Raw genomic sequence first — 22,347 nt, 5'->3', positions numbered from 1 at the left:
GAATGCTTCTCCTTTTATTAAGGGCTAAACTCCAAATAATGCGTGACGTATACCGGTTTTTCCTGCGTAACGATCCTTTCGATCAGCACTTGATATCTTTGTGCAGTTTTTGGCGCGGAAATCTTTATATGAAACGGTATCACATCATTATTTTCCTGCAAAACATTTTCGTCAACAGTAAAGCCTTTTATGCCTGTTGCGATTTCAAGAAATAACTGCAATCCGGCAGTGGTGCCCCGTAATTTCGATAGCCGGGTCGCTGCAATAATGAGTTCACGCAGGCGCCCGCTATCGAGCAGTTGCAAAAACTCTGTTTCGGTTACAGCTGGGCCGGGTGCTGTAGAAAAAAAGCGGTCTAAATCTACCCAGCTAGCCAGGAATGGCAAAAAATTTTCCGGGGCAGTGTAAGGATTAAAGTAAACTGGCAGTTGTTGAAGAATTGTTTCCGCCGGTTCAGATAATATCTCCATTCCCTGCAACAGGGCATGTAGCGGCGAGCCAGGCTGGTCGGTTCTTCGAAAAATTTCCGGCAGTAATTGCCTGAGTTCCTGATGTTTCATGTTAGCTGCTGATCTCTATTTCGTGCATACCGGAATAAAACAGCCAATTAGGCGGAATACGAACTTCGTCACTGAATACATGCTGAGAGCATTTGGCGTAATGCAAGCCACTATCCAGGCTGCGATAAACACCCAGTACGCCGCCTGCCATAATAACGCTGGCATTGGCTGCGCTCGCAACCGCATCGATTGTTTCCAGTTTGCCAACATCTCTTAGAGGCAAACCACACTCGGAAGCATTCAACGTCTCCCATTCAGGATTGTGCAAATCGGAGTTCAATCTCAATACGCCTAGCCGGTAGGAAGCGGCTAAAACAATCGATCCCTGAAAAGCCAGAGATCTGCACCCGCCGGCGGTCCAGTTTCTGGAGTAGGCTTTCCAGCCTTCAGGATTAACGGCAGACTCAGATAATGTCCAGCGAAAGCAGCCCTTGCCCTGATCAGAACCCGGCGCAGCGATGCCGGCCCAGAGATACCGGTGAGGGCCCTTGTGCTGAACCGAAAGGACTTCGATCAATTCTCCTGTAAGGCCAATATTTTGGAAGCTGCCGGATTTTCCGCCTTCAAATGATAAGTAAACACCTTTGTTTTCGTAACCGGCGGCAGCCACAAAAGTGCGCCCGCCAAGTGCGGACGAGACCGTAACAGCACGAAAACCGTGTTCCGGAAGCTTTGCATCAACAAGAATCTGAACAGGGACAGCTTTTTTTTGCAGGCTCAATTCATAGAGCCCTTTTTCGCTTGCCAGTAAAATGTATGGAAAGCCATCCCGGTCCACCCATGCTATATCGTCGATGCTAAACTGAAATTGTTGCGCGGCTATCCAGGTTTGCCCGCAATCTTTGGAAATTTTTACAGATGAAATATGTGACGATATTTTCGTCGTGACGGCAAGCAAACCTGCGTGGCGGACGCTGTGGCATGACTCGACCGGAAAAGACTGAATGCGCTCGACTTCCTCGCCGTCAAATCGCGCGATCATTTCCCAGCTGGAGCCATTATTAGTAGATCTGAAAACGCGTTCGTCACAGCCGCTGTACCATGCGTCCTGTTGAAAAGCATCAGCGCAAAGATCCAGAACTTTTGTATCTGGTACATCGTCTACGATCATTTGCATCGTATCAACCGAAAGTACTGCTGGTTCAGATCCAATAATTTTATAGACGTCCCATGCTTTTAAGCTCTGACCAAACGGCCAGGGTGTCTTGGATCCGTTTGGTAATTTAATTGGACAAATGCCGTTGTAGAGTTCATTTAAGACCCTTTGTTTGACCTGTTCGGCCTGTTCTTCGCGGTGAATCGTTATTTTGGCCTTGATACTGACTCTTTTGTAATTTATCCAATTAACAACACAGTGTGTTCCCAGTGGTTTCCTGCTTTCCAATACCGTCTGGATCTGCTTTCGCACGGATTCAACGTGGTGAGACTGCAGCGTATCGGCAGTAATTGAATGTAATTGGTTGGCGCTGGCACTGACTTCAGGCACAAGTGTCACTTCAACCGTTCCCGGCGTTGCATGCGCCCAGAGCTGCGCTTGGGTAAATGCTTTGGCCCGGTTAACCGCGCCGGAGCTCTGCGTGGCGATGAGTTCGAAATCCCTGGCGGTTACCGCGCGGCTTAAGGAATGCAATTCCTGAGGCCCTCTGATCAAGGCATTCTGTAATGATTCCTGGGCGCGTCCGCCCGTTGCAGGTACAGGATTTGTAACTGACACACCGGCAATGGGATCTTTTAGCACTGTAAGTGCATGCGCGGAAACATTTCCCGTTGATCCGCCACCGTATTTATACCAGACCCGGATTTCCAAACCGGCAGGGGGAATTTCAGCCAATGCTTCAGGCGCTGTCTGCATTAATCCGGAGGAATCATCCTGACGGTGCACAGCAGGTGCGAAGGTGATCGTCCCTGCGTGCCGGTCTGCAACATACACGAATGGATTATTGCTGCAGTCAGAAAAATTTTCTACTTCTGTCCAGATACGATAGGATTTATCCAGATGCCTGACAGCGGTGGCATGTGCTTCAAGTGTTTCGGCAGGTGTTTCGACACCAACGATTAAATCCAGCTTGCCGGATGTTGGATAGATAACCGGTGCATGCTTGACAGACAGCGTAAGCCCGGGCAGGCCGGAACCGACACCGATAAGCTCGGCGTCAATCTGATTGCAGTGATAAGCCGGCACCTGTACGCTTGTTTCTCCGGCCGGTATTGTGGCGGCCTCGGATGAAGTAAAAACCGGCGCATCCGTACCAGAAGCGCTGTTTGCAGTGGCAACACGTGTGTTTACAGGAATTTCAACAGCCTTTGACTGTGGTTTGCTAAGCGAAAACTCAAGGGTGACCTGTGCTGCGCAGGGCGGTGTCAGTCTGACACCAATCATTTTCAGGAATTCGATATAGGCTTTTTCCGGAATCCTGTTGAGGCGGAAAATCATTGTTTCGGTGAGAAAAGCAAACGCTTCCAGCAAAACAATCCCCGGGTCACCTGGGGAAAGGTCACTCCATTCGGGGCAGCGTTGTCTGATTCGAAGTTTGGCAGCCTCCACCAGATCCGTAAATGTTCGATCATCTAAATTAGGTGATTGCATTGACATCAAATTTCAGCTCCCATAAGGTGGTATGCAATGATCAGTTGTTCTTCTTGTTTTAATTTCCGGATGCGATATTCCAGGGTGATATCCATCAGGCTGGAATCGCCAGCATTTGCATTCGCGTCGATATGTATGATGTCAATACGCGGTTCCCATTGCTCAAGTGCCGTTCTGACATAATGCATTGCCAGGCCGTGTGTAGTCGCATCATTTGGCAAAAAAGCGAGCTGGTGCAGATTGCATCCGTATTTGGGACGCATGACTCTTTCACCGGGGGTGGTAGACATCAACAGTACGATGGATTGACGAATGGCGGCGCGGCCGCTGATCATGGCGATTTTTCCGTTGGGCTCAACATAAAAACCCGTACCGGCACCCTGATTTCCAATATCGGGATGGTCGAATCGCCAGGCTCTGTTCATTTTGCTAGGCATCAAATCTCCGAAACAAGTTTCTGTCCGGTGCTGCGGACTTTGTACGTTACGGTTCCGGGCGGCGTGCCATCCGTTAAACCGGTTACATTCGATAAACAGACTCTGTGGCCGTTGATGCGTAGCAATGAAGAGTAGCCGCGGGTAACTTTCAGCGTTTTTGTGCATGGTTTTATCGAAGGCCCCGTATTGGGACAACCGGCAATTGTTTTGTTCTCAGGGTTTCTGGCCACTAAAACGCGTCTGCCTTTGATTCTGACGAAATTCTGCGTTGCATTGTTCGATATAATGCCTAATTCGTGCGCGCATACCAATACGGCATTTTCAGTCAGCCAGTGCATTACGATGCTTCCTCAAAGTCTATTCTTTTGCCGCGAATGGTAATCGTATTGCCCGGCGCTTCGATTTCTAAATCCGTTTCTGAATGAATCGTCATGCGCTCATCTGTTAATGTGACTGAGCTGCCGTTGCGGCGTGTGATTCCAATCTCTGCAGGGGTCAAACTGATCGCATGTCCGTTTTGTGTCTCAATTCGAATTGCGTTTTCGGTATCATCCAGTAGAAAAAATTGTCTACCCGCAGTTTGCGTCACAAACTGTTTGACAGCACCTTGCTCAACTACGGAGCCGGGGGGCGGGTTTTCGCCATACAGACCGCCAAGGACAATCGGTTGGGCAGGCTCCCCGTTAACGAAAAGCAATAAAACGTTGTCGCCCACATCAGGCAGGATGAGCTGGCCCTTGCCGGCACCTGCACCGGGGATTAACACTTCAAGCCAGTCTGTTTCGATATCGTTATAAGTGGGCAAGGAAACTTTAACGCGACCCAGGTTATCCGGGTCATTGACCTGTGACACAATACCGACAGTGGCGTTTGTCGATGTTTTTTTCTGAGCAGGCATAAAAGTCGGCACCGCAGTGTTGATTTCCGAAATAAAACCTTTGTCCGGGCTGATTGAATGATATATTTCAGTCAGCACATAGCGGCCTTCCAGCGACGAACCGGTACCGGATACCTGCACGGCGCCGCCGGGGATCAGGTTGGGATCGCCCTCAGCTATACCCCAGAGCGTGACCTGCTGTGCAACCCGTCTGTCCAGCTCGCTTTGTGCGGCAGTTTCGGCCAGCTGATCATTTTGACAGTTATAGTCGACAATATTGCACTGTCCGTCCGCGCCAAACTTGGCGGTATCAATGAATTCATGTGCCGGCATTCTCGTATTGGCAGTTTGCACGTTTTTAGCGTGAGCAACTGCTCGTTGCAGATTCCAGCCGGATGCACTGACGGATTGGGTTGTTGCGCCGGCGTTGACTGAGAATCTGGCTTCAAACAGATTTTTCCCCAGCGTTAAATGTGCATCCGTTTCATATCCATCCAGCCTGGTAATACGCAGGTCGTGTTTATTTAAAAAAAAGTATAATCCGTAACTTCTTCCCAGCTCGGACAGAAGCTCCAAGTCTGACTGCCTGTATTGCACCAGTCTTGGTGTTACCGGTGTCGATTCTTTTTTAAAAACCGTGATCCCTAAATCACTTGTTAATTCTTCGGCAAGCTGGTAAAAATCTACTTTGACATGTGTGCGTACCGGCTGACGTTTGTGTAAGCGATGCAGGAGATCGTAGGCCCGGATTTGAATCAGTGGGCGAATCGATGCATTATAATGCTGTTCAACAGCGGTTATCTGGCCGTAAAACAGGGATTGCTTTTGGTGTCCGGTTTTAATGTGTATAGTTGCACCCATTTTAGATAACGCGTCTGCCGATACGCTTTCATGGGCTTCTTGCAGAATGATTTCACACTGGCTTGGCGAGGACAGAATCTGTTTAATCCGGATTTCATGGATGGTTTGAATGATTTCGGCAGCCAGGATTGAACCGTTAATTTCAATGGTGATTTGGGGCGGGGTTGAATACATGTTTATTCACCCGTGCCCGGGCTTCCGCCGGTGCCGTTCCCGTTAACGCCGGCTGCTTCTGACGTCAGTGATTTTAACCATTCGAGCGGATCGGTCAAATTGTAACGTTCCGCTATCTCGCGCCATTGGTCGGGATCGCCGGTCTGGTGAAAAGCGGACAGATCAATTCTTTCATATGCGTTTTCCGGCAAATCGGGTTGCGCGCCCAGCATGTCGGAAAATAAATCTCCTTTCTGGCGTTCGGGCGTTTCGGGCAGGCTGAGTTCATCAATTAAACTGCCGGGCGTCTGTTGTTCTTCAGTTGACCACATTTCATTTTCAAGTAAAGACGAAGCGGGTTGTTCCTGCATTCTGATAAGCCTTAATCTGAGCCATGAACGCCGCGGAATCCCCTGTGGTGAAAATGACTCCAGTTTTTCCGCTATGGCTGAAATCACTCCAGGGATGTTCCAGGATTTTCCCCAAATGAATCTGCATACGGCCGGCCGGTACTTGCGGTCGCTTCGTTGATGGTTTTCTGCCAGGTTCCATATGGGCTGCGTAAGGTCGCGCACATTCTGGCTGACAATCGATGAGCCCGGAATTGATACATCAAAAACCAGATCCAGATCAATGGTAGTCGTGCCGGCACCGGTGAACAGTAACGGATTATCACTGCTTCTGTCGGCGCTGATCAGGCCGCTCAATGACTCGCGCGGTCGTACGCCTGTTGCTCGGCGCATAACGACAGTTTCGGGATTAAGCAGACAGCTTAATCTTTCGTTACTGTCTTCAACAAGAAATGTCACCCGTTCCAAAATATACCTCTTTGTTCCAGTTCACTTTGGCGGTTATGCATGACCGCTTTTTGTAATTGCGGGAATCTAATCAACGATTGTAATATTCTGTCTGGTTCCTGCAGTTTTTCTTCTGGCAATTCGGGCCACTGATCGTCGCGTAATCGTCTATCCTTTTCTCCTGGCAGATCAGGCCAGCGGTCCAAATCAAATCGAGGCGGTCCGGCTGTTTGGGGAATCGAGGCCGTATACTGTCTTTGATCTGATCCGGATAAAATATCTGCCGCATCAGGAGCGGTTGCCCCTGGTAAGCGTCTGTCAATGCTTTGCAGGTTAAGGTGCAGATGTTCGCTGTCTTTCTGTGTATGGAAAAAATGCATTGTTTTATCGTGATTCGACGCGCTGCCTTCATGAATGGCATGCTGATTGTGTGTATTTCTGTTTGAAAGACTATAGCGATAGGGCTTTGCAGTTATGCCTGAAGCTTGTTGCGCGGTTACGCTTTTTTCTTGCGGATGCTGTTTGATTCGCATCCGGCTGGTCAGCGTAAATTGTTCTTGCGAGGCGTCGTATTGTGGCCGATACTTTTTGTTTTGCGTTGTTGCGTCTGAGATTGTGGTGTTCAGCCGCAACGTCCTGTGTTGCCGGTCATCAACGAATGATTGCTCTGTTCGTACTTCTGAGCGTTTGGCTGGCGGGCTTGTCTGATCGATTTGCTTTGATTCAGTTTTCTTTATTGCTGTTTTTTTTTGTGAGGCACCGGCAGATGGATCCCTGCTGAATGGTTTTTCCGCTTTTCTGGAAGTATCTCCTTTTGTTTGGCCTGCTGAATCTTTTTGCCGCGTTGCGTCGTGCTGTATTTCCGGGTTGTGGTCAAAGATTCCAGAATCGTCGAATGCGCCAGACCATGTTTTATCGGGAGTACGGCCAGACAGCCTGCTGTCAGAGAAATTCAATTCTGCTTGAGATCTTGTTTTTGAAATGGAGGACTGTTTTCTAATAAGATCTTCATCTTCTTTATTTGGATCGATTTCATTAGCAAACTGATTGTCCGGCGGCTGCGGCAGTTCCCTATCCTGTGCGGCAAAGTGTTTTGGTGTGTTTTTCGAGTCAAATGGCTGTTCATCAAGTAAATGCGGCGCGCCGCGCCGGACTCTTTTTATCCAATGAGCCGGGGGTTCTTGATACATGTCAGCGGAAACCGGTGAATTAAAACCGGAATCATTTTTTATTTCAGAAGATTCAGAAGAATTGACAACTGTTTGCGTACCATCGCCCGGGCGATTAGTCAGTAAATGCGGCGCACCCTGCCGTACTTTGGCCAGCCAATGGGCCGGCGGGCGTTCGTCTGAATAATCGGATATGGGGTGATTCGCGGATGAATTTTCCCGAGCCAGACGCTTTTCAATCGAGCTGGCATACCGGGCCAATGTTCTGGCAATTCCCTGCAACAGCTTGCGGGTAAGGTTAAGCACGCGTTAACCCTTCATGCGCAAGATGCAGCGTTTCAATTGCAACTTCATTGGACAAGGCGTCCAGCGGCGCTCCCCGCCATTTACAAGGCCAGGCATTGTCGAGATTCCAGCGGGTTACTTCCCGCTTGCCATCGTTATCTCTGAGTATGATGGAAATGTTCCTGCGGGACACCTCGCCCTTGACGGCGGTCATCAACCAGTCCCACATATCCGTGGATTCCGTCAAGCCCCATTTTAATTCGATGTTATTGTACGAAACCCTGCCCGCCAGTTTGCGTACCGCGGGCCCGGCACCTCCCTCACGAAAATCGATGGTCTCTATGTCAACGCAAAGCCCGTTGATTTTTGTAAAGTAACATACTTTCCCGCCACCCAAGTCGAGGACAAAGTTATACGCTCTGTAAATATTTTGTTCGGCCATGTCTTAAGCTCCTGCACTTGTTGCTGACTCAGTTTCGCTTGTCCATTGCCCGATACGGAAGACAATGAATTCTGCCGGTTTAACCGGAGCAATGCCTATCTCTGCGATGAGCTGCCCCGCGTCCCTGACTTCCGGAGGATTTGTTTCAGCGTCACATTTAACGAAAAAAGCCTGCTCGGGTGTTGCGCCCAGCAGTGCTCCGTCACGCCAGACGCGCATCAGAAAAGCGCGAATGTCACGTTCGACCGATTTCCAGGTCATCATGTCATTGGGTTCGAACACGGTCCACCGCGTGCCTTCCTGAATGGATTCTTTAATCATATTAAATGTCCTTCTGACAGGGATGTAACGCCACTCGCTGGCTTCAGCAGCCAGCGTTCTGGCACCCCAGACACGAATGCCGTCCGGGAACATACGGATCACATTGACGCCTTTCCGATTCAGTTCGCCATGCTCTTCTCTCGAGACGTTGTATGTCAATCCCAGCGCGCCTCTGACCTGTTCATTCGCAGGCGCTTTGTGAACACCGCGTGTAGCATCGGTGCGCGCATATATGCCTGCAATGGCGCCGGAAGGCGGAATATTTATGATTGAACCGGAATTTGGCTGCAGCGCATCCAGTCCCCTGAACCAGGGGAAATAAAATGCGCCATAGCCTTCATCCGAATTACGGGGCCTTAATCCCTGTGATGCAGCGCTTTCCGTTTTTGCATCCGCAGCCGGTTTGGCTTCCACAGATTCGCCGCCGGAAGCCGTTTTCAAAGTTTTCAGCGCGTTAATATCCGACACAGACTCCGACGCGTCCAGAATCGCAATGCGGTACAGTAATTTCTCGCAGTGCGCAAGCAGTGCTTCGTAAGAAATTGCGTCGGTGTAACCCGGTGCTGCCACAATGGCTACTTCATCGATGGATTCCAGTGCATATAATCCGCTTTTTTTCTTGACATCGCCCGCAATGGACCCGTTTTCGCCCACATTGACAATATAGCAACGGCTGCCGTGATTATTGAAAAAACTGAAGACGGCCTGCGCCAGGTGCGTGCTTTTACTGTCTTCGCTGACAAAATACCTGCAGAATTCACCCCAGTTATTGCAAGCAATAGCCTGGTTTACATATTTGTTTTTTGCAGGCGCCAGACCAAGAAAAGCGGGAATGCTCGTTCCGACCATACCGATCGGCTTGGTGCCGGTAGATACCTCTTCAACGTAGATTCCAGGTGATAGATAATTTGGCATATTAAACCTCTAAGTCAAGATGAATTGTAAAAGGCGTATGTGGAGATTTCAGTAACTGTTCCTTGGGAACAGTTACTGAAAACTGTTTTCCTTTTGCATCGATTTTACAGTTGAACGTGCGCTGTGAATTTGCATCAGCCGCAATGGAAAACAGACCTTTATTATCTGTATAAGCAACTGTTTTTGAATGAGGCAACATAACTTTTGCATCCGGAATAGGCTGATCTGAGGGGCCTACAACGACACCGGTTATATGAGTAATGGGACTGACGTCAATTTTTGGCTGCGACTTGATGGTGGGGCAGTGCTCAGCCTCCCGCGTTATCATCAAGGGCACATGCAAGCTGAAATGGGGCAGTGGAACAGTTCCTATCGCCTGCCAGAACTGTGCTGGCAGTGCTGGAAACCCGACTTCCATATCAGACTGGGATTTGGCTGCGTAGAGTATTTTTCCGAGGTATTGATGAGATTCGACCTGGCTGTCAGACTGGACGGTCAATAAATAAGACAATGATACCTGCAATGGAATTTCTCTTGTTTTCGAATTGGGCGTCGAGTATTCCATGTCATACAAATAAACCGAAACCGTGGGTTGGCTTCGTTCTATGCCAGGGTGCTCAAATGTAATAGCAAGCCGGCTGTCGATAACTGTAGCAATCCATTCCTTTAGGCGACGATCAATTTCATCTATCATATTGCGGCCTTGAACGCTATTGTTTTGGAATAAACCGGTTATCAACGCATAGCAATTTAACTGAATTACCCCATTATTGCTGCTTGACGGATACCAGTGTACTTAAGGCTTTTTAACATTAAATAAAGCGCCAAGTCAATTGAATCTGTATCAACCTAAAAAAATTCCAGACCTGTCTGGGATAGCCCGATAAGATCAATATTATTCTGATTCAGTGCAGTTTCCGCCGCCAGTATTCCAATTGATGCGATGGTATGCTCGCCTGAATCCAGCAAACCAACAAAATGTGCTTCGTCGGCAGCAGAAGGCGGAAACCCGGTAACATTTTCATATAACAGGTTAACAACCGCATTGCGATCCGTTGCATTGTTTCCGAGTGCCGCATCGAGTGCAAGCTGTGTGAGCGTTTCGTAGCTAACGCCATTGTCGAGAAAACGCAAGCCAGTACCTGCCAGCTGTTTGTTTGAAATTGATGCTTGACCGAAAACTGCGCCAAGTAATTTTGCAGTAATGCCTGCATTGCCATCCAGGTCAAGCGCGAGCGATGAATCGGAAAATGCGATGCGTTCTATATCGATGAGCGTATCCATTCCGTCGGTACCGTCAGCCAGATGGTTGACTGTCCAGCGTCCGTTTGCAAGTTTGTTAATCTCATAATTTGAAGACTGGTCGCTGTAGACCGCCGTGTCGATTGCTGCATTCCCGATCAGTGTGTCGTTTCCGCCAAAGCCGGTCAAATAATCTTTCCCGGAGCCGCCTTCAATGCGTTCGGCAAAACCGTGGTCGATTGTAAATGGCGTCTCGAAGCTGGCAAACAGTTCCATATAATCATTGGCGGAAGTGCCATTGGCATCTTCCGGGCTTAAAACCGCACCCGACAACAGGTAACCTTTCAAACCGGCGGTATCCGACGAACGGCTGCCAGCGCCAATCAAGTGAGCGACAGCCAGCATCCCCGAGGCAGTGATCAACTGGCCATTAAGCGTTTGTCCCTCAAACTTCTCAAGTTCCAGAAACTGTATTCTTCGCCACAAAATTTCGTGCCAGTCACGGATGATTATTTCCTGAACTACACCATGGTCGAAATAGTCCTGCTTGCTGTTAATGCCGTTTTTTCCCGACCAGTTGCCGGTCCAGTCGTTTCTGAACAGGTTGCCGTCACTGCCGTCAATACCGTAGTATCCCAGATCAAACAGCGCCGCTTCTCCGAATTGATACTTACCTATGAAGCCAAATGGATTTTCAGCATCATAGTGTTGGGCGCCACCAGGGATACTTGACGATTCTCTGAAGCCCAGTGCGTCGACAAAATTTTGGTATGTGTTCATCGTTTCGGTTGTTAGCAGTTTGCTATCAAAAATACCCGGCTGGCCTATTTCGGCAATAAAGGTTCAGACTGTTTCATTATATTGAAAGCTGGCCCGGTGGCAACACCGCGGGAATGGGAATTGTGAATACAGATCGATTGATCAGGCATATGATGGCAGAAAATTTTTCAGTCAATATCGTTGAGGCTTGTGTAATACTGACTCAAATTCAAATTTGTATTGGTAAACATTTACATGGCATAGTGCGGCGGTTTCTTATCAATGAGGTAGGTTCAACATGAAAATTTCGATTATCGGCACCGGCAATGTCGGCTCGACGGTTGCTTATGCCATGGTGCTAAAGGGCTTGTGCAATCATCTGGTGCTGGCTGGCCGCAATACTGCCAAGGCGCAGGGCGATGCACTTGACTTGCGGCATACCCTGTCATTTTGTGAACGGCCGATGATCATCGAAAGCAGGGCGATTGAAGCGGTTAGAGACAGTGATATTCTTGTAATTACGGCCTCCGCCAGAGGAAAGGGAAAAATGACCAGCCGAATGGAATTGGGCGCGGGTAATGTTAAGCTGTTCAAAAAAATGATTCCGGTGCTGGTACAGAATAATCCCGCAGCAATCATTGTGATAATTACCAATCCCGTCGATGTGCTGACCTATCTGACAACCCAGATCGCCGGGTTGCCGTCGTCCAGAATAATGGGAATCGGTACACTGGTCGATTCAGCCCGTTTTAGAGTGTTGTTGTCTCATGAAGAAAAGATTCATCCCGATGATCTGCGTACATATATACTCGGTGAACATGGGCCCAACCAATTTCCGGTTTTCAGCAATGCGTTTGCCGGCAGCGAACGAATAGCCGACAATACCGTTCATCGCAAAATTTTTGAAGATGTGACCGGGGCGGGTTTTGATGTGTACAATCTGAAAGGGTATACCAACTATGCCATTGCAACCGCAACCTGTGAAGTGCTTAAAGCAATTGTGTTTGATGATCATCGAACCATGCCCTTGAGTATTTATTTCAGAGAATGGCAGGGAATCGAAGATAACTGCTTTAGCATTCCCGTAGTCGTTGGCCGTACCGGCGTGATTCGGCACTTGCATCCCAAATTGAACCGAGTGGAAAAAAGCGCGCTAAAAAAAACCGCCAGATTAATCAAGCAAAATATCAACAGGCTGATTTACGGTAAAAAATAACTCCGCTTAGTTTTATCTGCAATCAAAATGCAATCGGGCGGGACGACTGCGCTGAACAGCATCCCGCCTGTTCGTGCAATGCTTATTTTGGTTGTTTCACTTTGCGCAAGTATGGTTTGACGGTTTCCCAGCCTTCCGGATAAATCTTTTCGGCTTCCTCGTTACTGACTCCGGGTACGATGATTACATCCTGACCCTGCTGCCAGTTCACCGGTGTCGCAACCTTGTGTTTCGCGGTCAGTTGCATGGAATCGATTGCGCGCAGAATTTCATTGAAGTTGCGGCCTGTTGTCATGGGATACGTCATCATCAGTTTGATATTTTTATCAGGGCCAATGACAAAGACCGAGCGCACAGTAGCATTGGTCATCGCTGTACGGCCCTCAGCCGAACCCGTTTCATCGGCTGGGAACATGTTATACAACTTGGCAACATGTAAATTGGTATCCGCGATAACCGGATATTGCACCTGAGAGCCACCGACATCTTCGACATCCTTTAACCACTGCTTGTGGTCCTCGAGCGGATCAATGCTGAGACCGATAATTTTAGTATTCCGTTTGTCAAATTCCGACTGAATACTGGCCATATAACCCAGTTCGGTAGTGCAGACAGGGGTAAAATCCTTCGGGTGCGAGAATAAAACAGCCCAGCTATCTCCTATCCATTCATGAAAGTCAATTTTGCCCTGCGTTGTTTCTGCCTGAAAATTGGGTGCCTGATCGTTAATGCGTAATGCCATCGTTTAACTCCTTTGTATCGTTATGCTCATGTTTAACGTAATCGGTTTTGTACAGCATGGCGAAGTGTAACCCGACTGCATTTTCAGAACAAATAAAAGAGATTGGCTGTCATTGAGCGAAATAAAAAGGCTCTGTTTATCGTTGGTAGTCTCCAGCCCTCTCGGGCTGATAGACTATTTCCGCGATCTTAACCTTCAGAACACCTCCGCCCGGCTTTGGCCACTCGATTTCATCACCGACAGAAAGTCCTAACATTGCACTTCCCACGGGAGCCAGAATTGAAATATTTTTTCCATTTGAATCCATGTTCTTTGGATAAACTAGTTTCAATTCAAATTCTTGCTTTGTAGATTCAACAAAAAATCGTACTGTTGAATTCATAGTAACGATGTTTTGAGGCATTTCTGTTGGCTCTACGATCTCCGCCCGATTGAGTTCCTGCTCCAGCTCTTCGATGCCAGGCACACTATTTTTCGGTAGTGACTCAATAAGATCGTACAACCTTTCTGAATCTAGCGAAGACAAAACAATTTCTGGTCTGCTTTTCATTTATTCCTCACAAGAATATGAATAATTTTCTCAGTGTATTATCGAAGCATAATAGTTGCCCCGATTACTCATGCGCCTAACGCTCAAGGCAGTGGCGTGTTTACGCGCCCGACTGCCTTTGCTTGTTATAAGTCGTGTGTTCTAGTCGTTCAGCTAACCAGACTTTAATTATGGATTGGCGTGTCACACCCAGACGCCCAGCTTCCTTATCGAGCAAATCGATCATCCATACTGGAAAATCGACGTTCACTCTTTTTTGAGCTTGATTAGGTCGCTTTGCTTTTGATAAATCCAGTTCATCGATAATATCAGATTTATTTTCATCAAATTTTTTATCAAAACTCTTAGCTTTCATAAATTGCTACCTCACTTTCACGGGATCGCCGAACAGAGATAATTCTGATTTTTTCATTACGCTCAGTAACCACGGCAGACCAATGTTTACCCTCAATGCAACCAATTACTAAAAAACGAGACTCATCATCAGATTTTGCAGGAATTTCAATGAAGTTTGGATCCTGCCAAATAGATTGCGCTTCCAGAAAATCGATCCCATGTTTTTTTAGATTAGAAGCATTTTTCTTGGGGTCAAATTCAAAAGAATACATGGTATAAAAAATATACCATTTTCACAGGAATGACAAGTGCTAACGACTCCTGAGCTCACCTGCCGCTATGGAACGCCAGCGGAATAGCGGTCAGTTGCAGCGCTTTGCCGGGCATTTGCCAGATAATAATGTTAATAGCCATGGCGCCGGAGAACCTCTGTCTGCTCAGAAGGAAGTGCATCGTGCCTCCCCTGGGTTGCCACACCATGCCGTCAGCGTTGCGCGGAGGGCGTCCGCCCGGCGGGGACCTGCGGGATCGTCGGACGCCCATGCGACGTAACCGTCGGGGCGAATCAGGGTCAAGGCGGCAGGTCCTGCTTCGGCGGCCACGGCGGGTTCAACCCGGTCGGCCCAGCCATCGAGGCCGTCGATTACGGTGCCGAGGAGCACGAACCGTGCCCCGTCCAATGCTTCGTGCAGCCTGCGGCCGTCGGCTAGAGCAACATCGAGCGCCCGGTGACCTGCGGACCGGTGGGCGCCGCGAGCAGCCGGGTAGCTGACATCGATACCGGAGACGGCGCCCGCAATGCGGCGGTTGATTGCCGGGATCCTGGTGAGCGTGCCTGCGACCAGCCTGCGAGCCGCGCGGGCCGCCCTGCTGCGAAACATGGCCGCCCGCAGCAGGACGCCGCTGCCCCATAGTACCCGGCGACCGACGGGATACCGTTCGGCCTGGTAGGTGTCGAGTAGCCCGGGCGGAGCCCAGCCGTGTGCGGCCGCGGCGAGCTTCCAGCCCAAGTTGGCCGCATCCTGCAACCCGGTATTCATGCCCTGCCCACCAGCCGGGGAGTGCACATGAGCGGCGTCCCCAGCCAGGAACACCCGGTCGACCCGGTAGAGTGGACTCTGCCGCTCGTCGCTGTGGAACCGTGACATCCATCGGGGATCGTGCATCCCGTAGTCGCTGCCCAGGGCGCGGCGGGTGATGTCACGCAGCTCGTCCAGCTCAACCGGCGCGTCGTCCGGCAGCTGGTGTCGACGATCCCAGCCGATGACGCGGTACCACCCGTCGCCGTAGGGGACGATGAACGCGAATCCGTCGGCGACGGCTTCCACAATGAGCGGTTCGTCCGGTGTCTGGCTCAGCCGGACGTCGGCCAGCATTACCGACTGCACCGCCGACTCGCCGGGGAAAGGCAGACCGATGGACCGGCGCACGGTGCTGTGCGCTCCGTCGGCGCCGACTAGGTAGCGGGCCCGCCGGGTGTGCACGCCACCGTCCTCGGTCTGCACCCGCACGTTGACACTATCCGTATCCTGACTCAGGTGCACCACTGTGCAGCCGCGGGCGATCTCAGCGCCCAGCACCGTCGCCCGCCGCTGGAGCACCCGCTCGGTGTGGTACTGCGGTGTGATCAGCAGGAAGGGAAACCGGCCAGGCAACTCGGACAGGTTTATCCGGACCTGGTCGAACAGCCGCAGCGTGTCCACGGTCACACCGGTGGCGAGTAGCTCCTCGGCGACACCGCGGGCATCGAACACCTCCAGCGTCCGGGCGTGCACGGCGAACGCACGGGTCAGATTCGACTCCCGGTCGCGCCGTTCCAGCACAGTGCACGACACGCCCGCCGCGGCCAGGTCACCGGCCAGCAGCAGCCCGGTAGGGCCTGCCCCCACAATCAGCACGTCACACTGGTCAGTAGACATGTCGGCCTCCTTCTAACAATTGTTTCTCAGCGCCGGGTATGCGGCGTTCAATTTGACCTTGGATATGTTACTCAAACCTGGCGGGCACACTGCGCGTTGTTCGTCGTCGCCATAGCTTGTGCTATGACTCATCCTCCCGCCTTGCATTGCATCCCGCCAGACGCGCCCAATTGTCACACTTATTTATTCGCGGCTCCTTAATCCAAACGGCGCCATATAGGTGACCCTATAAATTCGCCCGGATGGGGTGGTTATGCATAGCCATTAGTAATAATCTTCATAATCAAGTATATAAACATTACCGTCTGTGAATTCGAATGTTAACCGCCAATTCGCAGACACAGCAACAGACCAAATACCTTCTCTTTGGCCCTTTAATGGATGGAGCCTGTAACCAGGGTATCAAGATCGTCGATATTTTCCGCGGTAATCGAGTGCGGCAAGCTGAGCTCTGAGTTTCTTGGCGTGCTTCGCTTGGATACCAGCCATAGTTCCTTTTGAATAGAATTTTTCGAACCCCTTGTTAGCTTTTTTTGTAAACGGCGGACCGATGGGCGGCTTTGACAACAATGACAATAAGCTCATTCTCACGGATTTCATAGACAATTCGATAGATTCCCTGTCGAACCCGATACCGCTCTTGGGCAGAAAGTTTAACGCACCCCTCGCCGCGCGGATCTTCGCGCAGAGCCTCGATCCTTTTCAGAATGGGCGCTACATCCTTTTCCGGAATACTCCGTAAATCCTTCGTGACAGATTTCTTGAATGAGAGTTCATAACTTGCCATGCGATTTCAAATCTTTCAGCAGGGCCTCGTAGCTCAATGTTGGCTCGGCAGCGCGCTCATCGTATGCGCTCAAATCTTCCTCATCTTCACGCAGGGCTAAACGAACGGCCTCGTTCACGACCTCGGATACGGACTGATGCGAGTTTGCCGCCTTCACCCGCAAGGCGTGATGGATCTCCGGCTCAAAGTAGACCGTGGATCTTTTTGATAAATCACCCATGATAAAATACCTCCAACCAAGCATAACGTTTTAACGCTAAAACGTCAACGACCAAGTTGTGCGGCGCTAACGAAGCGCAGCGTAGTTTGCGTCCGAACGAGCGCCTTGTTAGGTTGCCACATGAAGCTCAGCCCAGGCCGAAGTAATGACACGATACGCTGAACGAAACAAAAGCAAAGCAAGACCCAGCGCAACTAATATATCTGGCCATCCTGTACCAGTTAACCAAACTGCTCCGGCCGCAACAAATACCGAAAGATTGGATACAATGTCATTGCGTGAGCATTCCCACACCGAACTCATATTGACATCTTCGTCGCGGTGTTTCCAAAGCAAATACAGACATACGGAATTTGCCGCAAGACCTAGAAGACTAAACGCCCCCATGACCTCAAAAATTGGGATGCTTGGAATGTATAGCCTATAGATGATCTGGGACAAGACAACAATTGCTGCCAAAAAGATAAGTAAACCTTTAAATAAGGCCACCTTAGCCTTGGCGCTATTGCTTCGTGAAACAACATATAGGCTAAGCCCGTATGCCAGAGCATCTCCTAGGTTGTCAAAACTGTCAGCAAGTAGTGCTGTTGAACGGCCATACAATGCTGCACCAACAATAACAATAAACATGACTGCGTTGATACCAAGAACGATCTGAAGCGTTCCTCGCTGCTTTTCACGAAGAGCATCTATCGAACAATCATTATCACAACACCTACTCATTCGCAGAACCTCAATTGCAACCTAATGTCGAAACTCAGCCGCGGCGAAACTGCGCAGCAGTTTTGACGTCGCTGGAGCGCCTTGTTGGACGAAGCCGCTACGCGGAGAAAAGGCAGTCTGGTTTCGCCGGTTAATCGTAAAATGTAACCTCACCCTGCTGTACATACAGCAGATTTCTCTTCAAAAGAACATGAGGTTACTATGCTATGACATCATCTTTTCCAGAATCTTTCAAGCAGAATTATCAAAGTCACTTACAACATCTGAAACTTAAAGGGCTGCGGCCTAAAACGATAGATGCTTACAGCCGTTCTGTGCGGCGGATTGGGTTGGCTGTTGATACCGGTTTAAAATTGACCGTTTGGGAGACTGTTGGGATATGCAGTGGCTGAAAGCTTCTTTGGCAGTCTTAAGCAGGAACGCTGTCAATGGCGGCACTACCAAACCCGCTATGAGGCACAGCAGGATGTACTTCAGTATATCGCTGTGTTTTATAACAGCCTAAGACTGCATTCATACCTGGATTACAAAAGTCCAAATCAATTTGAAGCAGAAGCAACAAAATACTCGACAAAAGTGGCTTAACTGAGGTGTCCGGTTTTACTTGACCAGGTCAGGTCACTCCTTCATGGACTTAATTGCAACTACACCCTAACAGCAACCAAACCTCTCTTTCATGAAGTAGCCACTTCCCGACGGCCCCGATTAAGGGGCGGGTGTATTTCTTACAAAGGCATCGTCAGCCATCAGGCGCGCCGCTTTGCGGCGTCGGCTGCATGGCCTTGTTGGGCGCTCAAATATTTGAGTGTTCCGGTGCTACTCAGCGATGCTTTCGCCAGAGCCGCCCATTTCTGCGGGAAAATCCTTTAACTTGGCGATCCCGTCGTGGATGCGCAATACAGCTTCCTGGTAATTCACATGAACGCCAGCCTTAAAGGGGAAACTGGGTATCACTGCGGCGTAGACGTCCGTTAGCCCCATCGACGGGTGTTCTGTAAAAATATGACCTCCACACGTTTTGCACCATTTTCGATGACTATTTGGAGTCTTGTTGTAAGTCCCGACATTATCGGCACCCTCAGTAATTTGTACTGCCTCAGGCTTCCACAGAATGAAAGCATTTACCGGTCCGGCTGACCAGTGCCGGCACGACTCGCAATGGCAATAGCCCATGGCGGCAGGTTCGCCGGAGACGGTCAATTGGACCGCGCCACAGAAACAGCTGCCCTTGTACGTCTGCTCGTCGTTCATGATGCACCTCTTACGTTAATCGCTCAGCCCCAAGGCTGACAAGTGAGTAAAAATGTTGAGCGTCTCCTCTGTAGACGCCCAACGCCCAAAGCTGCCGCGACGAAGGCGTCGGTAGCCTTTGCTTGTTAGACGGATACGCCGCATTTTAGTCTTTGGCCAAGTGGCAACCGCCCTCAATTGCCACAACAGATGTAGCCACTACCGCTGTTGTAATTATTATGGCGGGAGCCAGAACAACGGCACCAATTGCGCCCAATACTCCGCCCGAGCCAGCGATAATCCCGGTGGTTCCCGCAGCGGAAGCTCCAGCTGCAGTGGAGCCCAACATGGCTGCACCTGTGGTGGCATGAGTGATTGTATAAATCCCGGCAGCTTTTGCGCCCGCACCTGCTACTGCTGTTGCGCCGGCGGCGCCACCAACAGCGCCCGTTGCACCGGAACCAATTAAATTACTTGGGCGATAGTCGCAGATTTCTGCAATTGCTGAATGAGTGAAAAGTATCGCCAACATCAGTAAGACTACTCTCATCGTGTTTCTCCTATATGTGAATATGAAATCCGCCTAACGCCCAAAGCAGCGGCGCGCTTTAGCGCGTCCAGCCCAAAGGCGATGCTGCCTTTGCTTGTTAGGTGTATTTCTTTGCTGCATCTCGTCCAGCTTCTGTAAGTTGATACGCTGCGTGAAACTGCGACCGCCCGGGCACTGGTTCAAGCAACCCAGTAGATACCAACGATTGCAAAATACGCTTCATCTTGTTTTCAGATTCAATAAAGCAAATTTCTCGAGCTTCACGATTAGCTATATTCTCATTTTCACTCAGATACTTAAGAATTGCCTCTTCCGACGTAGCAAGAGACTCGTGCTTTAAAATAACCTTTACATACCCGCCTTCTTGTTCAATAACAGGGGGCTTTAATTTTAATTTTTGCATTGATTCAAATGCTGTGTTGAGGCCTTCACCAACATCCTTATTTGGAGGGTCAGGAAACTTATTTATTAGCCTGACAATCGCTGGGTTTCGTGCAAACCGTTCAGAAAGAATATTATCTGGTGTCACGTGACCCGCCAAAGTTCCAGGGCTAAGTATTTCTATTCTGTTGTCAAATATTCTTACATGTATGTCATCTGTGATTGAATAATCTCTATGAATCACAGCATTTGTCAAGATTTCGTGAATGGCATCATGTGGATATTTGACTTCAACTAAGCCGTCCATTCTTTGGATCCGCACAGATTCAATAATTTTTGTGGTTTCATCTACAGCAAGTTTAATTTGTTGATACAAATTTCCTTCAATTGATATAGGGTCAAAATCAAGCGTTTCGCGGCTGCCTTCTTTACCAGAGGTCTTATACCTATATATTTTTAAGCCGCTTCTTTTGGGTAACGCGGCTTGGGGCTCCTCTGCAAAAAGAAGAACTGCTGCTACGGTTGGTTTTCCGGACTGCAGAAGTAGTTGCTTCTTTAACCAAGCTTCTGGTTCTCCAGTTGGTACGACTTCGATTAAGAACTCTATGATATGAACCGAATTGCACACTTCTTCTTCAGGGCAATTAACAAGTTCAGCTTCGAAAGAAATAATTCCTTTGTCACGTTTTAACGAAGTTAACCTTTCGCTGTCTGTCACTGGAAGGCTTTGTGCCCCTCGTCTTAAATACACTTTCCCATCAGTCGCTGTTCTGAGATCACGTGTTTTTGAAACCTCAACTTTTAGCACTAACCCATCTTCATCTTCAGTTTTAAGAAAATCGTACTTAAAGTCTGCGCCAAGTGGGAAGCACTCTTCGAATACTTGGATATGAGCGTTTGCCGCCTCTATTGAATCAAAACCACGCCATACTCGAGTTTTGTCCTCTATTCCGATAAACAGTTCGCCGCCTTCAGCGTTAGCGAAAGCTGAAATGGCTTTACTTAACTTTGCTGGCGAAACATCAATTGATTTAAGGTCAGAAAAATGTCCCTCTTCTAAGTTCAAGAGTTTTTGTTTTTCTGCCTTTGAAATTTCTATTTTATCGATCATACGTATTTTCTTTCAGCTCTTCGTACACATAACAGCATATTTATGAGGAAAAAATCCTCATAAATATTATTATGTGTTGCACTGTCCGTAGCCTTAACTACCCGATGAGTTGTCTGTTTTGAACTCTTCTGTTTCCCCTGTGCAGGTATTTACCTTAAACGTTTTCCCACCGATTTCCTGGAGCTCAAAACACTTAGTTTGTGGGTGAAGTTGACCGTCCCATCTGCTGGCACCCATAATTCCAAAAACGAAAGCCGCAACGCCTAAGGCGAAAGCTAGCGCAACAAGGCCAGCACCAAGCCCATTTCCTATGGCTTCCAGCCCCCTGCTGTCAGATATTTTTTCTACTGACTTTGCAATTGTTTCTACTTTTGAGTGTGTATTCTCATTCATAATCTTTATTCACACATAATGCAGTGCTTTGCAGTAGGAGCGAAGCGACTATCCGCAACAGCACTTTGTTATACTCCTATTTCTGAAAACTCAAGTATTCAATTGTTAAATCAATCTCTCTTGAAAAAACATCATTCTTTCCAGAGGCCCAGTTATCTTTCATATCCTGTAATAACCTGATTGAAAACTCTCGATACTCTGGATAATTTCTTAGTTCATATACATTTGATGCTGCCACGAAAATATCAGCATGTTCTCCACCACCGATTCTCCCGATTATCAGATGGTAATTTTCAAAAGTCTTTTGGCTTGCCAATCTATTATTTGTTTCAACGTATTTGACGGCACTAAAAGATAATGTTGTCAATGGTACGATTACCCCTATGAAAATGGACAATGCTTTCAAACCACTTTCATTCTTTTTAAACCATTCGAGCATATTTAGTCCTTCACGCGGGCTGTTGAGTTGTGAGCATCGCAGGTCAAGCGGATCGGTTTTTATCGCTTGACTGAGAAGCACAGTCAACTCTAACGCTCTTGATAGGCGGAGCGCAAGCGTAGTCTTTCAAGAGTGGTAGAGCGAAGCTCAACAGCCCGCGATAAGCAGGGAACGCTTGCGTTTCCTGCTTATCGTTGGCTTAACGGGACAGCTTTGGAGCGTAGCGGAAAAGCTGGTCCCGGTTGAAGCCATTGTTGGACGAAGCCGCTACGCGGAGAAAAGGCAGTTTGGTTTCGCCGGTTAATCGTAAAATGTAACCTCACCCTGCTGTAAACGCAGCAGATA

27 protein-coding genes and 2 pseudogenes are annotated in these 22,347 nt (G+C 48.9%); 3 read left to right on the top strand and 26 right to left on the bottom strand.

Annotated features, from left to right (window positions below; translation table 11 throughout):
* Nucleotides 1–17 precede the first annotated feature (17 nt).
* The 11 genes from BMY60_RS10200 to BMY60_RS10150 form a co-directional block, all read right to left on the bottom strand.
* Nucleotides 18–560, bottom strand: a complete 543-nt coding sequence (locus BMY60_RS10200; protein ID WP_090333397.1) for a phage tail protein — start codon at nt 558–560, stop codon at nt 18–20.
* 1 nt (nt 561) lies between these two features.
* Nucleotides 562–3,153, bottom strand: coding sequence for a baseplate J/gp47 family protein (locus BMY60_RS10195; RefSeq protein ID WP_090333396.1), 2,592 nt, complete (start codon nt 3,151–3,153; stop codon nt 562–564).
* On the bottom strand, nt 3,153–3,584 hold the full coding sequence (locus tag BMY60_RS10190) for a GPW/gp25 family protein (RefSeq protein ID WP_090333394.1): 432 nt from the start codon (nt 3,582–3,584) through the stop codon (nt 3,153–3,155). The genes BMY60_RS10195 and BMY60_RS10190 overlap by 1 nt, the downstream gene beginning before the upstream one ends.
* Entirely contained in the window at nt 3,584–3,922 is a 339-nt protein-coding gene (locus BMY60_RS10185) for a hypothetical protein (RefSeq protein WP_090333393.1), read from the bottom strand. The genes BMY60_RS10190 and BMY60_RS10185 overlap by 1 nt, the downstream gene beginning before the upstream one ends.
* Nucleotides 3,922–5,496 carry a phage baseplate assembly protein V gene (locus tag BMY60_RS10180; RefSeq protein ID WP_090333391.1) on the bottom strand — a complete coding sequence of 525 codons (1,575 nt, stop codon included), beginning with the start codon at nt 5,494–5,496 and terminating at the stop codon, nt 3,922–3,924. Before BMY60_RS10180 ends, BMY60_RS10185 begins: the two co-directional genes overlap by 1 nt.
* Before the next feature lie 2 nt (nt 5,497–5,498).
* The gene (locus BMY60_RS10175) at nt 5,499–6,284 is read right to left on the bottom strand and encodes a CIS tube protein (protein WP_256250795.1); all 786 of its coding nucleotides are present in this window, start codon (nt 6,282–6,284) and stop codon (nt 5,499–5,501) included.
* Nucleotides 6,281–7,747: a hypothetical protein gene (locus BMY60_RS10170; RefSeq protein WP_090333388.1), complete on the bottom strand. Its 1,467-nt coding sequence runs from the start codon at nt 7,745–7,747 to the stop codon at nt 6,281–6,283. The genes BMY60_RS10175 and BMY60_RS10170 overlap by 4 nt, the downstream gene beginning before the upstream one ends.
* The gene (locus tag BMY60_RS10165) at nt 7,740–8,168 is read right to left on the bottom strand and encodes a phage tail protein (RefSeq protein ID WP_090333387.1); all 429 of its coding nucleotides are present in this window, start codon (nt 8,166–8,168) and stop codon (nt 7,740–7,742) included. Before BMY60_RS10165 ends, BMY60_RS10170 begins: the two co-directional genes overlap by 8 nt.
* Before the next feature lie 3 nt (nt 8,169–8,171).
* A complete protein-coding gene (locus tag BMY60_RS10160) occupies nt 8,172–9,404 on the bottom strand; it encodes a phage tail sheath family protein (protein ID WP_090333385.1) in 1,233 nt (410 codons plus the stop codon).
* A 1-nt stretch (nt 9,405) separates the two neighbouring features.
* The gene (locus tag BMY60_RS10155) at nt 9,406–10,098 is read right to left on the bottom strand and encodes a Pvc16 family protein (RefSeq protein WP_143057421.1); all 693 of its coding nucleotides are present in this window, start codon (nt 10,096–10,098) and stop codon (nt 9,406–9,408) included.
* A gap of 155 nt (nt 10,099–10,253) precedes the next feature.
* Complete coding sequence (locus BMY60_RS10150; protein ID WP_090333382.1) at nt 10,254–11,426, bottom strand: calcium-binding protein; 1,173 nt, start codon at nt 11,424–11,426, stop codon at nt 10,254–10,256.
* A gap of 277 nt (nt 11,427–11,703) precedes the next feature.
* Here BMY60_RS10150 and BMY60_RS10145 point away from each other — a divergent pair, with 277 nt between their 5' ends.
* Nucleotides 11,704–12,621: a malate dehydrogenase gene (locus tag BMY60_RS10145; protein ID WP_090333381.1), complete on the top strand. Its 918-nt coding sequence runs from the start codon at nt 11,704–11,706 to the stop codon at nt 12,619–12,621.
* An 82-nt stretch (nt 12,622–12,703) separates the two neighbouring features.
* On the opposite strand, the gene BMY60_RS10140 is transcribed toward BMY60_RS10145, so the two are convergent.
* The 10 genes and pseudogenes from BMY60_RS10140 to BMY60_RS10100 all read right to left on the bottom strand — a co-directional run bounded on the left by BMY60_RS10140 (nt 12,704) and on the right by BMY60_RS10100 (nt 17,898).
* Nucleotides 12,704–13,363 carry a peroxiredoxin gene (locus BMY60_RS10140; protein WP_090333380.1) on the bottom strand — a complete coding sequence of 220 codons (660 nt, stop codon included), beginning with the start codon at nt 13,361–13,363 and terminating at the stop codon, nt 12,704–12,706.
* 136 nt (nt 13,364–13,499) lie between these two features.
* Nucleotides 13,500–13,913, bottom strand: coding sequence for a nucleoside diphosphate kinase regulator (gene rnk / locus BMY60_RS10135; RefSeq protein WP_090333379.1), 414 nt, complete (start codon nt 13,911–13,913; stop codon nt 13,500–13,502).
* 100 nt (nt 13,914–14,013) lie between these two features.
* Complete coding sequence (gene brnA / locus BMY60_RS10130) at nt 14,014–14,268, bottom strand: type II toxin-antitoxin system BrnA family antitoxin (protein ID WP_090333378.1); 255 nt, start codon at nt 14,266–14,268, stop codon at nt 14,014–14,016.
* Nucleotides 14,258–14,521 (bottom strand): BrnT family toxin, encoded by a 264-nt coding sequence (locus tag BMY60_RS10125; protein ID WP_090333376.1) that lies wholly within the window; start codon nt 14,519–14,521, stop codon nt 14,258–14,260. The genes brnA and BMY60_RS10125 overlap by 11 nt, the downstream gene beginning before the upstream one ends.
* A gap of 55 nt (nt 14,522–14,576) precedes the next feature.
* The gene (locus BMY60_RS16310) at nt 14,577–14,702 is read right to left on the bottom strand and encodes a hypothetical protein (protein WP_256250793.1); all 126 of its coding nucleotides are present in this window, start codon (nt 14,700–14,702) and stop codon (nt 14,577–14,579) included.
* Nucleotides 14,687–16,168 carry an FAD-dependent monooxygenase gene (locus BMY60_RS10120; protein ID WP_090333375.1) on the bottom strand — a complete coding sequence of 494 codons (1,482 nt, stop codon included), beginning with the start codon at nt 16,166–16,168 and terminating at the stop codon, nt 14,687–14,689. Before BMY60_RS10120 ends, BMY60_RS16310 begins: the two co-directional genes overlap by 16 nt.
* A gap of 264 nt (nt 16,169–16,432) precedes the next feature.
* Nucleotides 16,433–16,555 (bottom strand): annotated as a pseudogene (locus BMY60_RS16695) (type II toxin-antitoxin system RelE/ParE family toxin); the annotation flags it as partial.
* 136 nt (nt 16,556–16,691) lie between these two features.
* The gene (locus BMY60_RS10110) at nt 16,692–16,955 is read right to left on the bottom strand and encodes a type II toxin-antitoxin system RelE family toxin (protein WP_090333373.1); all 264 of its coding nucleotides are present in this window, start codon (nt 16,953–16,955) and stop codon (nt 16,692–16,694) included.
* A complete protein-coding gene (locus BMY60_RS10105; RefSeq protein WP_090333370.1) occupies nt 16,942–17,175 on the bottom strand; it encodes a CopG family transcriptional regulator in 234 nt (77 codons plus the stop codon). Before BMY60_RS10105 ends, BMY60_RS10110 begins: the two co-directional genes overlap by 14 nt.
* 108 nt (nt 17,176–17,283) lie before the next feature.
* On the bottom strand, nt 17,284–17,898 hold the full coding sequence (locus BMY60_RS10100; protein ID WP_090333369.1) for a cation efflux transmembrane domain-containing protein: 615 nt from the start codon (nt 17,896–17,898) through the stop codon (nt 17,284–17,286).
* 352 nt (nt 17,899–18,250) lie between these two features.
* On the opposite strand from BMY60_RS10100, the pseudogene BMY60_RS10095 reads away from it, so the two are divergent.
* Nucleotides 18,251–18,483 (top strand): annotated as a pseudogene (locus tag BMY60_RS10095) (IS3 family transposase); the annotation flags it as partial.
* Nucleotides 18,484–18,714: 231 nt separating this feature from the next.
* On the opposite strand, the gene BMY60_RS10090 reads toward BMY60_RS10095, so the two are convergent.
* The 5 genes from BMY60_RS10090 to BMY60_RS10070 form a co-directional block, all read right to left on the bottom strand.
* Nucleotides 18,715–19,149 carry a GFA family protein gene (locus BMY60_RS10090; RefSeq protein ID WP_090333367.1) on the bottom strand — a complete coding sequence of 145 codons (435 nt, stop codon included), beginning with the start codon at nt 19,147–19,149 and terminating at the stop codon, nt 18,715–18,717.
* 145 nt (nt 19,150–19,294) lie between these two features.
* Nucleotides 19,295–19,678 (bottom strand): hypothetical protein, encoded by a 384-nt coding sequence (locus BMY60_RS10085; RefSeq protein ID WP_143057420.1) that lies wholly within the window; start codon nt 19,676–19,678, stop codon nt 19,295–19,297.
* 97 nt (nt 19,679–19,775) lie between these two features.
* Nucleotides 19,776–21,170 carry an ATP-binding protein gene (locus BMY60_RS10080; protein WP_090333364.1) on the bottom strand — a complete coding sequence of 465 codons (1,395 nt, stop codon included), beginning with the start codon at nt 21,168–21,170 and terminating at the stop codon, nt 19,776–19,778.
* 93 nt (nt 21,171–21,263) lie between these two features.
* Nucleotides 21,264–21,563, bottom strand: coding sequence for a hypothetical protein (locus BMY60_RS10075; protein WP_090333363.1), 300 nt, complete (start codon nt 21,561–21,563; stop codon nt 21,264–21,266).
* A gap of 76 nt (nt 21,564–21,639) precedes the next feature.
* Nucleotides 21,640–22,089 carry a hypothetical protein gene (locus BMY60_RS10070; RefSeq protein ID WP_090333361.1) on the bottom strand — a complete coding sequence of 150 codons (450 nt, stop codon included), beginning with the start codon at nt 22,087–22,089 and terminating at the stop codon, nt 21,640–21,642.
* 88 nt (nt 22,090–22,177) lie between these two features.
* Here BMY60_RS10070 and BMY60_RS16305 point away from each other — a divergent pair, with 88 nt between their 5' ends.
* Entirely contained in the window at nt 22,178–22,306 is a 129-nt protein-coding gene (locus tag BMY60_RS16305; RefSeq protein WP_256250792.1) for a hypothetical protein, read from the top strand.
* The last annotated feature ends 41 nt before the right edge of the window (nt 22,307–22,347 follow it).

The sequence above is a fragment of the Nitrosomonas sp. Nm51 genome (genome assembly GCF_900111165.1).
Taxonomy (GTDB): domain Bacteria; phylum Pseudomonadota; class Gammaproteobacteria; order Burkholderiales; family Nitrosomonadaceae; genus Nitrosomonas.
The sequence above is the reverse complement of the archived record's forward strand: the minus strand, read 5'-3'. Positions and strand labels throughout refer to the sequence as shown.

Excerpts from the sequence above, each read along its gene's own strand:
- BMY60_RS10155 (WP_143057421.1), bottom strand. The coding sequence starts at position 10,098 with ATGATAGATGAAATTGATCGTCGCCTAAAGGAATGGATTGCTACAGTT.
- brnA (WP_090333378.1), bottom strand. The coding sequence starts at position 14,268 with ATGAAAGCTAAGAGTTTTGATAAAAAATTTGATGAAAATAAATCTGAT.
- BMY60_RS10200 (WP_090333397.1), bottom strand. The coding sequence starts at position 560 with ATGAAACATCAGGAACTCAGGCAATTACTGCCGGAAATTTTTCGAAGA.
- BMY60_RS10160 (WP_090333385.1), bottom strand. The coding sequence starts at position 9,404 with ATGCCAAATTATCTATCACCTGGAATCTACGTTGAAGAGGTATCTACC.
- BMY60_RS10100 (WP_090333369.1), bottom strand. The coding sequence starts at position 17,898 with ATGAGTAGGTGTTGTGATAATGATTGTTCGATAGATGCTCTTCGTGAA.
- BMY60_RS10190 (WP_090333394.1), bottom strand. The coding sequence starts at position 3,584 with ATGCCTAGCAAAATGAACAGAGCCTGGCGATTCGACCATCCCGATATT.
- BMY60_RS10120 (WP_090333375.1), bottom strand. The coding sequence starts at position 16,168 with ATGTCTACTGACCAGTGTGACGTGCTGATTGTGGGGGCAGGCCCTACC.
- BMY60_RS10165 (WP_090333387.1), bottom strand. The coding sequence starts at position 8,168 with ATGGCCGAACAAAATATTTACAGAGCGTATAACTTTGTCCTCGACTTG.
- BMY60_RS10195 (WP_090333396.1), bottom strand. The coding sequence starts at position 3,153 with ATGTCAATGCAATCACCTAATTTAGATGATCGAACATTTACGGATCTG.
- BMY60_RS10085 (WP_143057420.1), bottom strand. The coding sequence starts at position 19,678 with ATGAGAGTAGTCTTACTGATGTTGGCGATACTTTTCACTCATTCAGCA.
- BMY60_RS10180 (WP_090333391.1), bottom strand. The coding sequence starts at position 5,496 with ATGTATTCAACCCCGCCCCAAATCACCATTGAAATTAACGGTTCAATC.
- BMY60_RS10075 (WP_090333363.1), bottom strand. The coding sequence starts at position 21,563 with ATGAATGAGAATACACACTCAAAAGTAGAAACAATTGCAAAGTCAGTA.
- BMY60_RS10140 (WP_090333380.1), bottom strand. The coding sequence starts at position 13,363 with ATGGCATTACGCATTAACGATCAGGCACCCAATTTTCAGGCAGAAACA.
- BMY60_RS10145 (WP_090333381.1), top strand. The coding sequence starts at position 11,704 with ATGAAAATTTCGATTATCGGCACCGGCAATGTCGGCTCGACGGTTGCT.
- BMY60_RS16310 (WP_256250793.1), bottom strand. The coding sequence starts at position 14,702 with ATGCACTTCCTTCTGAGCAGACAGAGGTTCTCCGGCGCCATGGCTATT.
- BMY60_RS10105 (WP_090333370.1), bottom strand. The coding sequence starts at position 17,175 with ATGGGTGATTTATCAAAAAGATCCACGGTCTACTTTGAGCCGGAGATC.
- BMY60_RS10150 (WP_090333382.1), bottom strand. The coding sequence starts at position 11,426 with ATGAACACATACCAAAATTTTGTCGACGCACTGGGCTTCAGAGAATCG.
- BMY60_RS10110 (WP_090333373.1), bottom strand. The coding sequence starts at position 16,955 with ATGGCAAGTTATGAACTCTCATTCAAGAAATCTGTCACGAAGGATTTA.
- BMY60_RS10090 (WP_090333367.1), bottom strand. The coding sequence starts at position 19,149 with ATGAACGACGAGCAGACGTACAAGGGCAGCTGTTTCTGTGGCGCGGTC.
- BMY60_RS10185 (WP_090333393.1), bottom strand. The coding sequence starts at position 3,922 with ATGCACTGGCTGACTGAAAATGCCGTATTGGTATGCGCGCACGAATTA.
- BMY60_RS10080 (WP_090333364.1), bottom strand. The coding sequence starts at position 21,170 with ATGATCGATAAAATAGAAATTTCAAAGGCAGAAAAACAAAAACTCTTG.
- rnk (WP_090333379.1), bottom strand. The coding sequence starts at position 13,913 with ATGAAAAGCAGACCAGAAATTGTTTTGTCTTCGCTAGATTCAGAAAGG.
- BMY60_RS10125 (WP_090333376.1), bottom strand. The coding sequence starts at position 14,521 with ATGTATTCTTTTGAATTTGACCCCAAGAAAAATGCTTCTAATCTAAAA.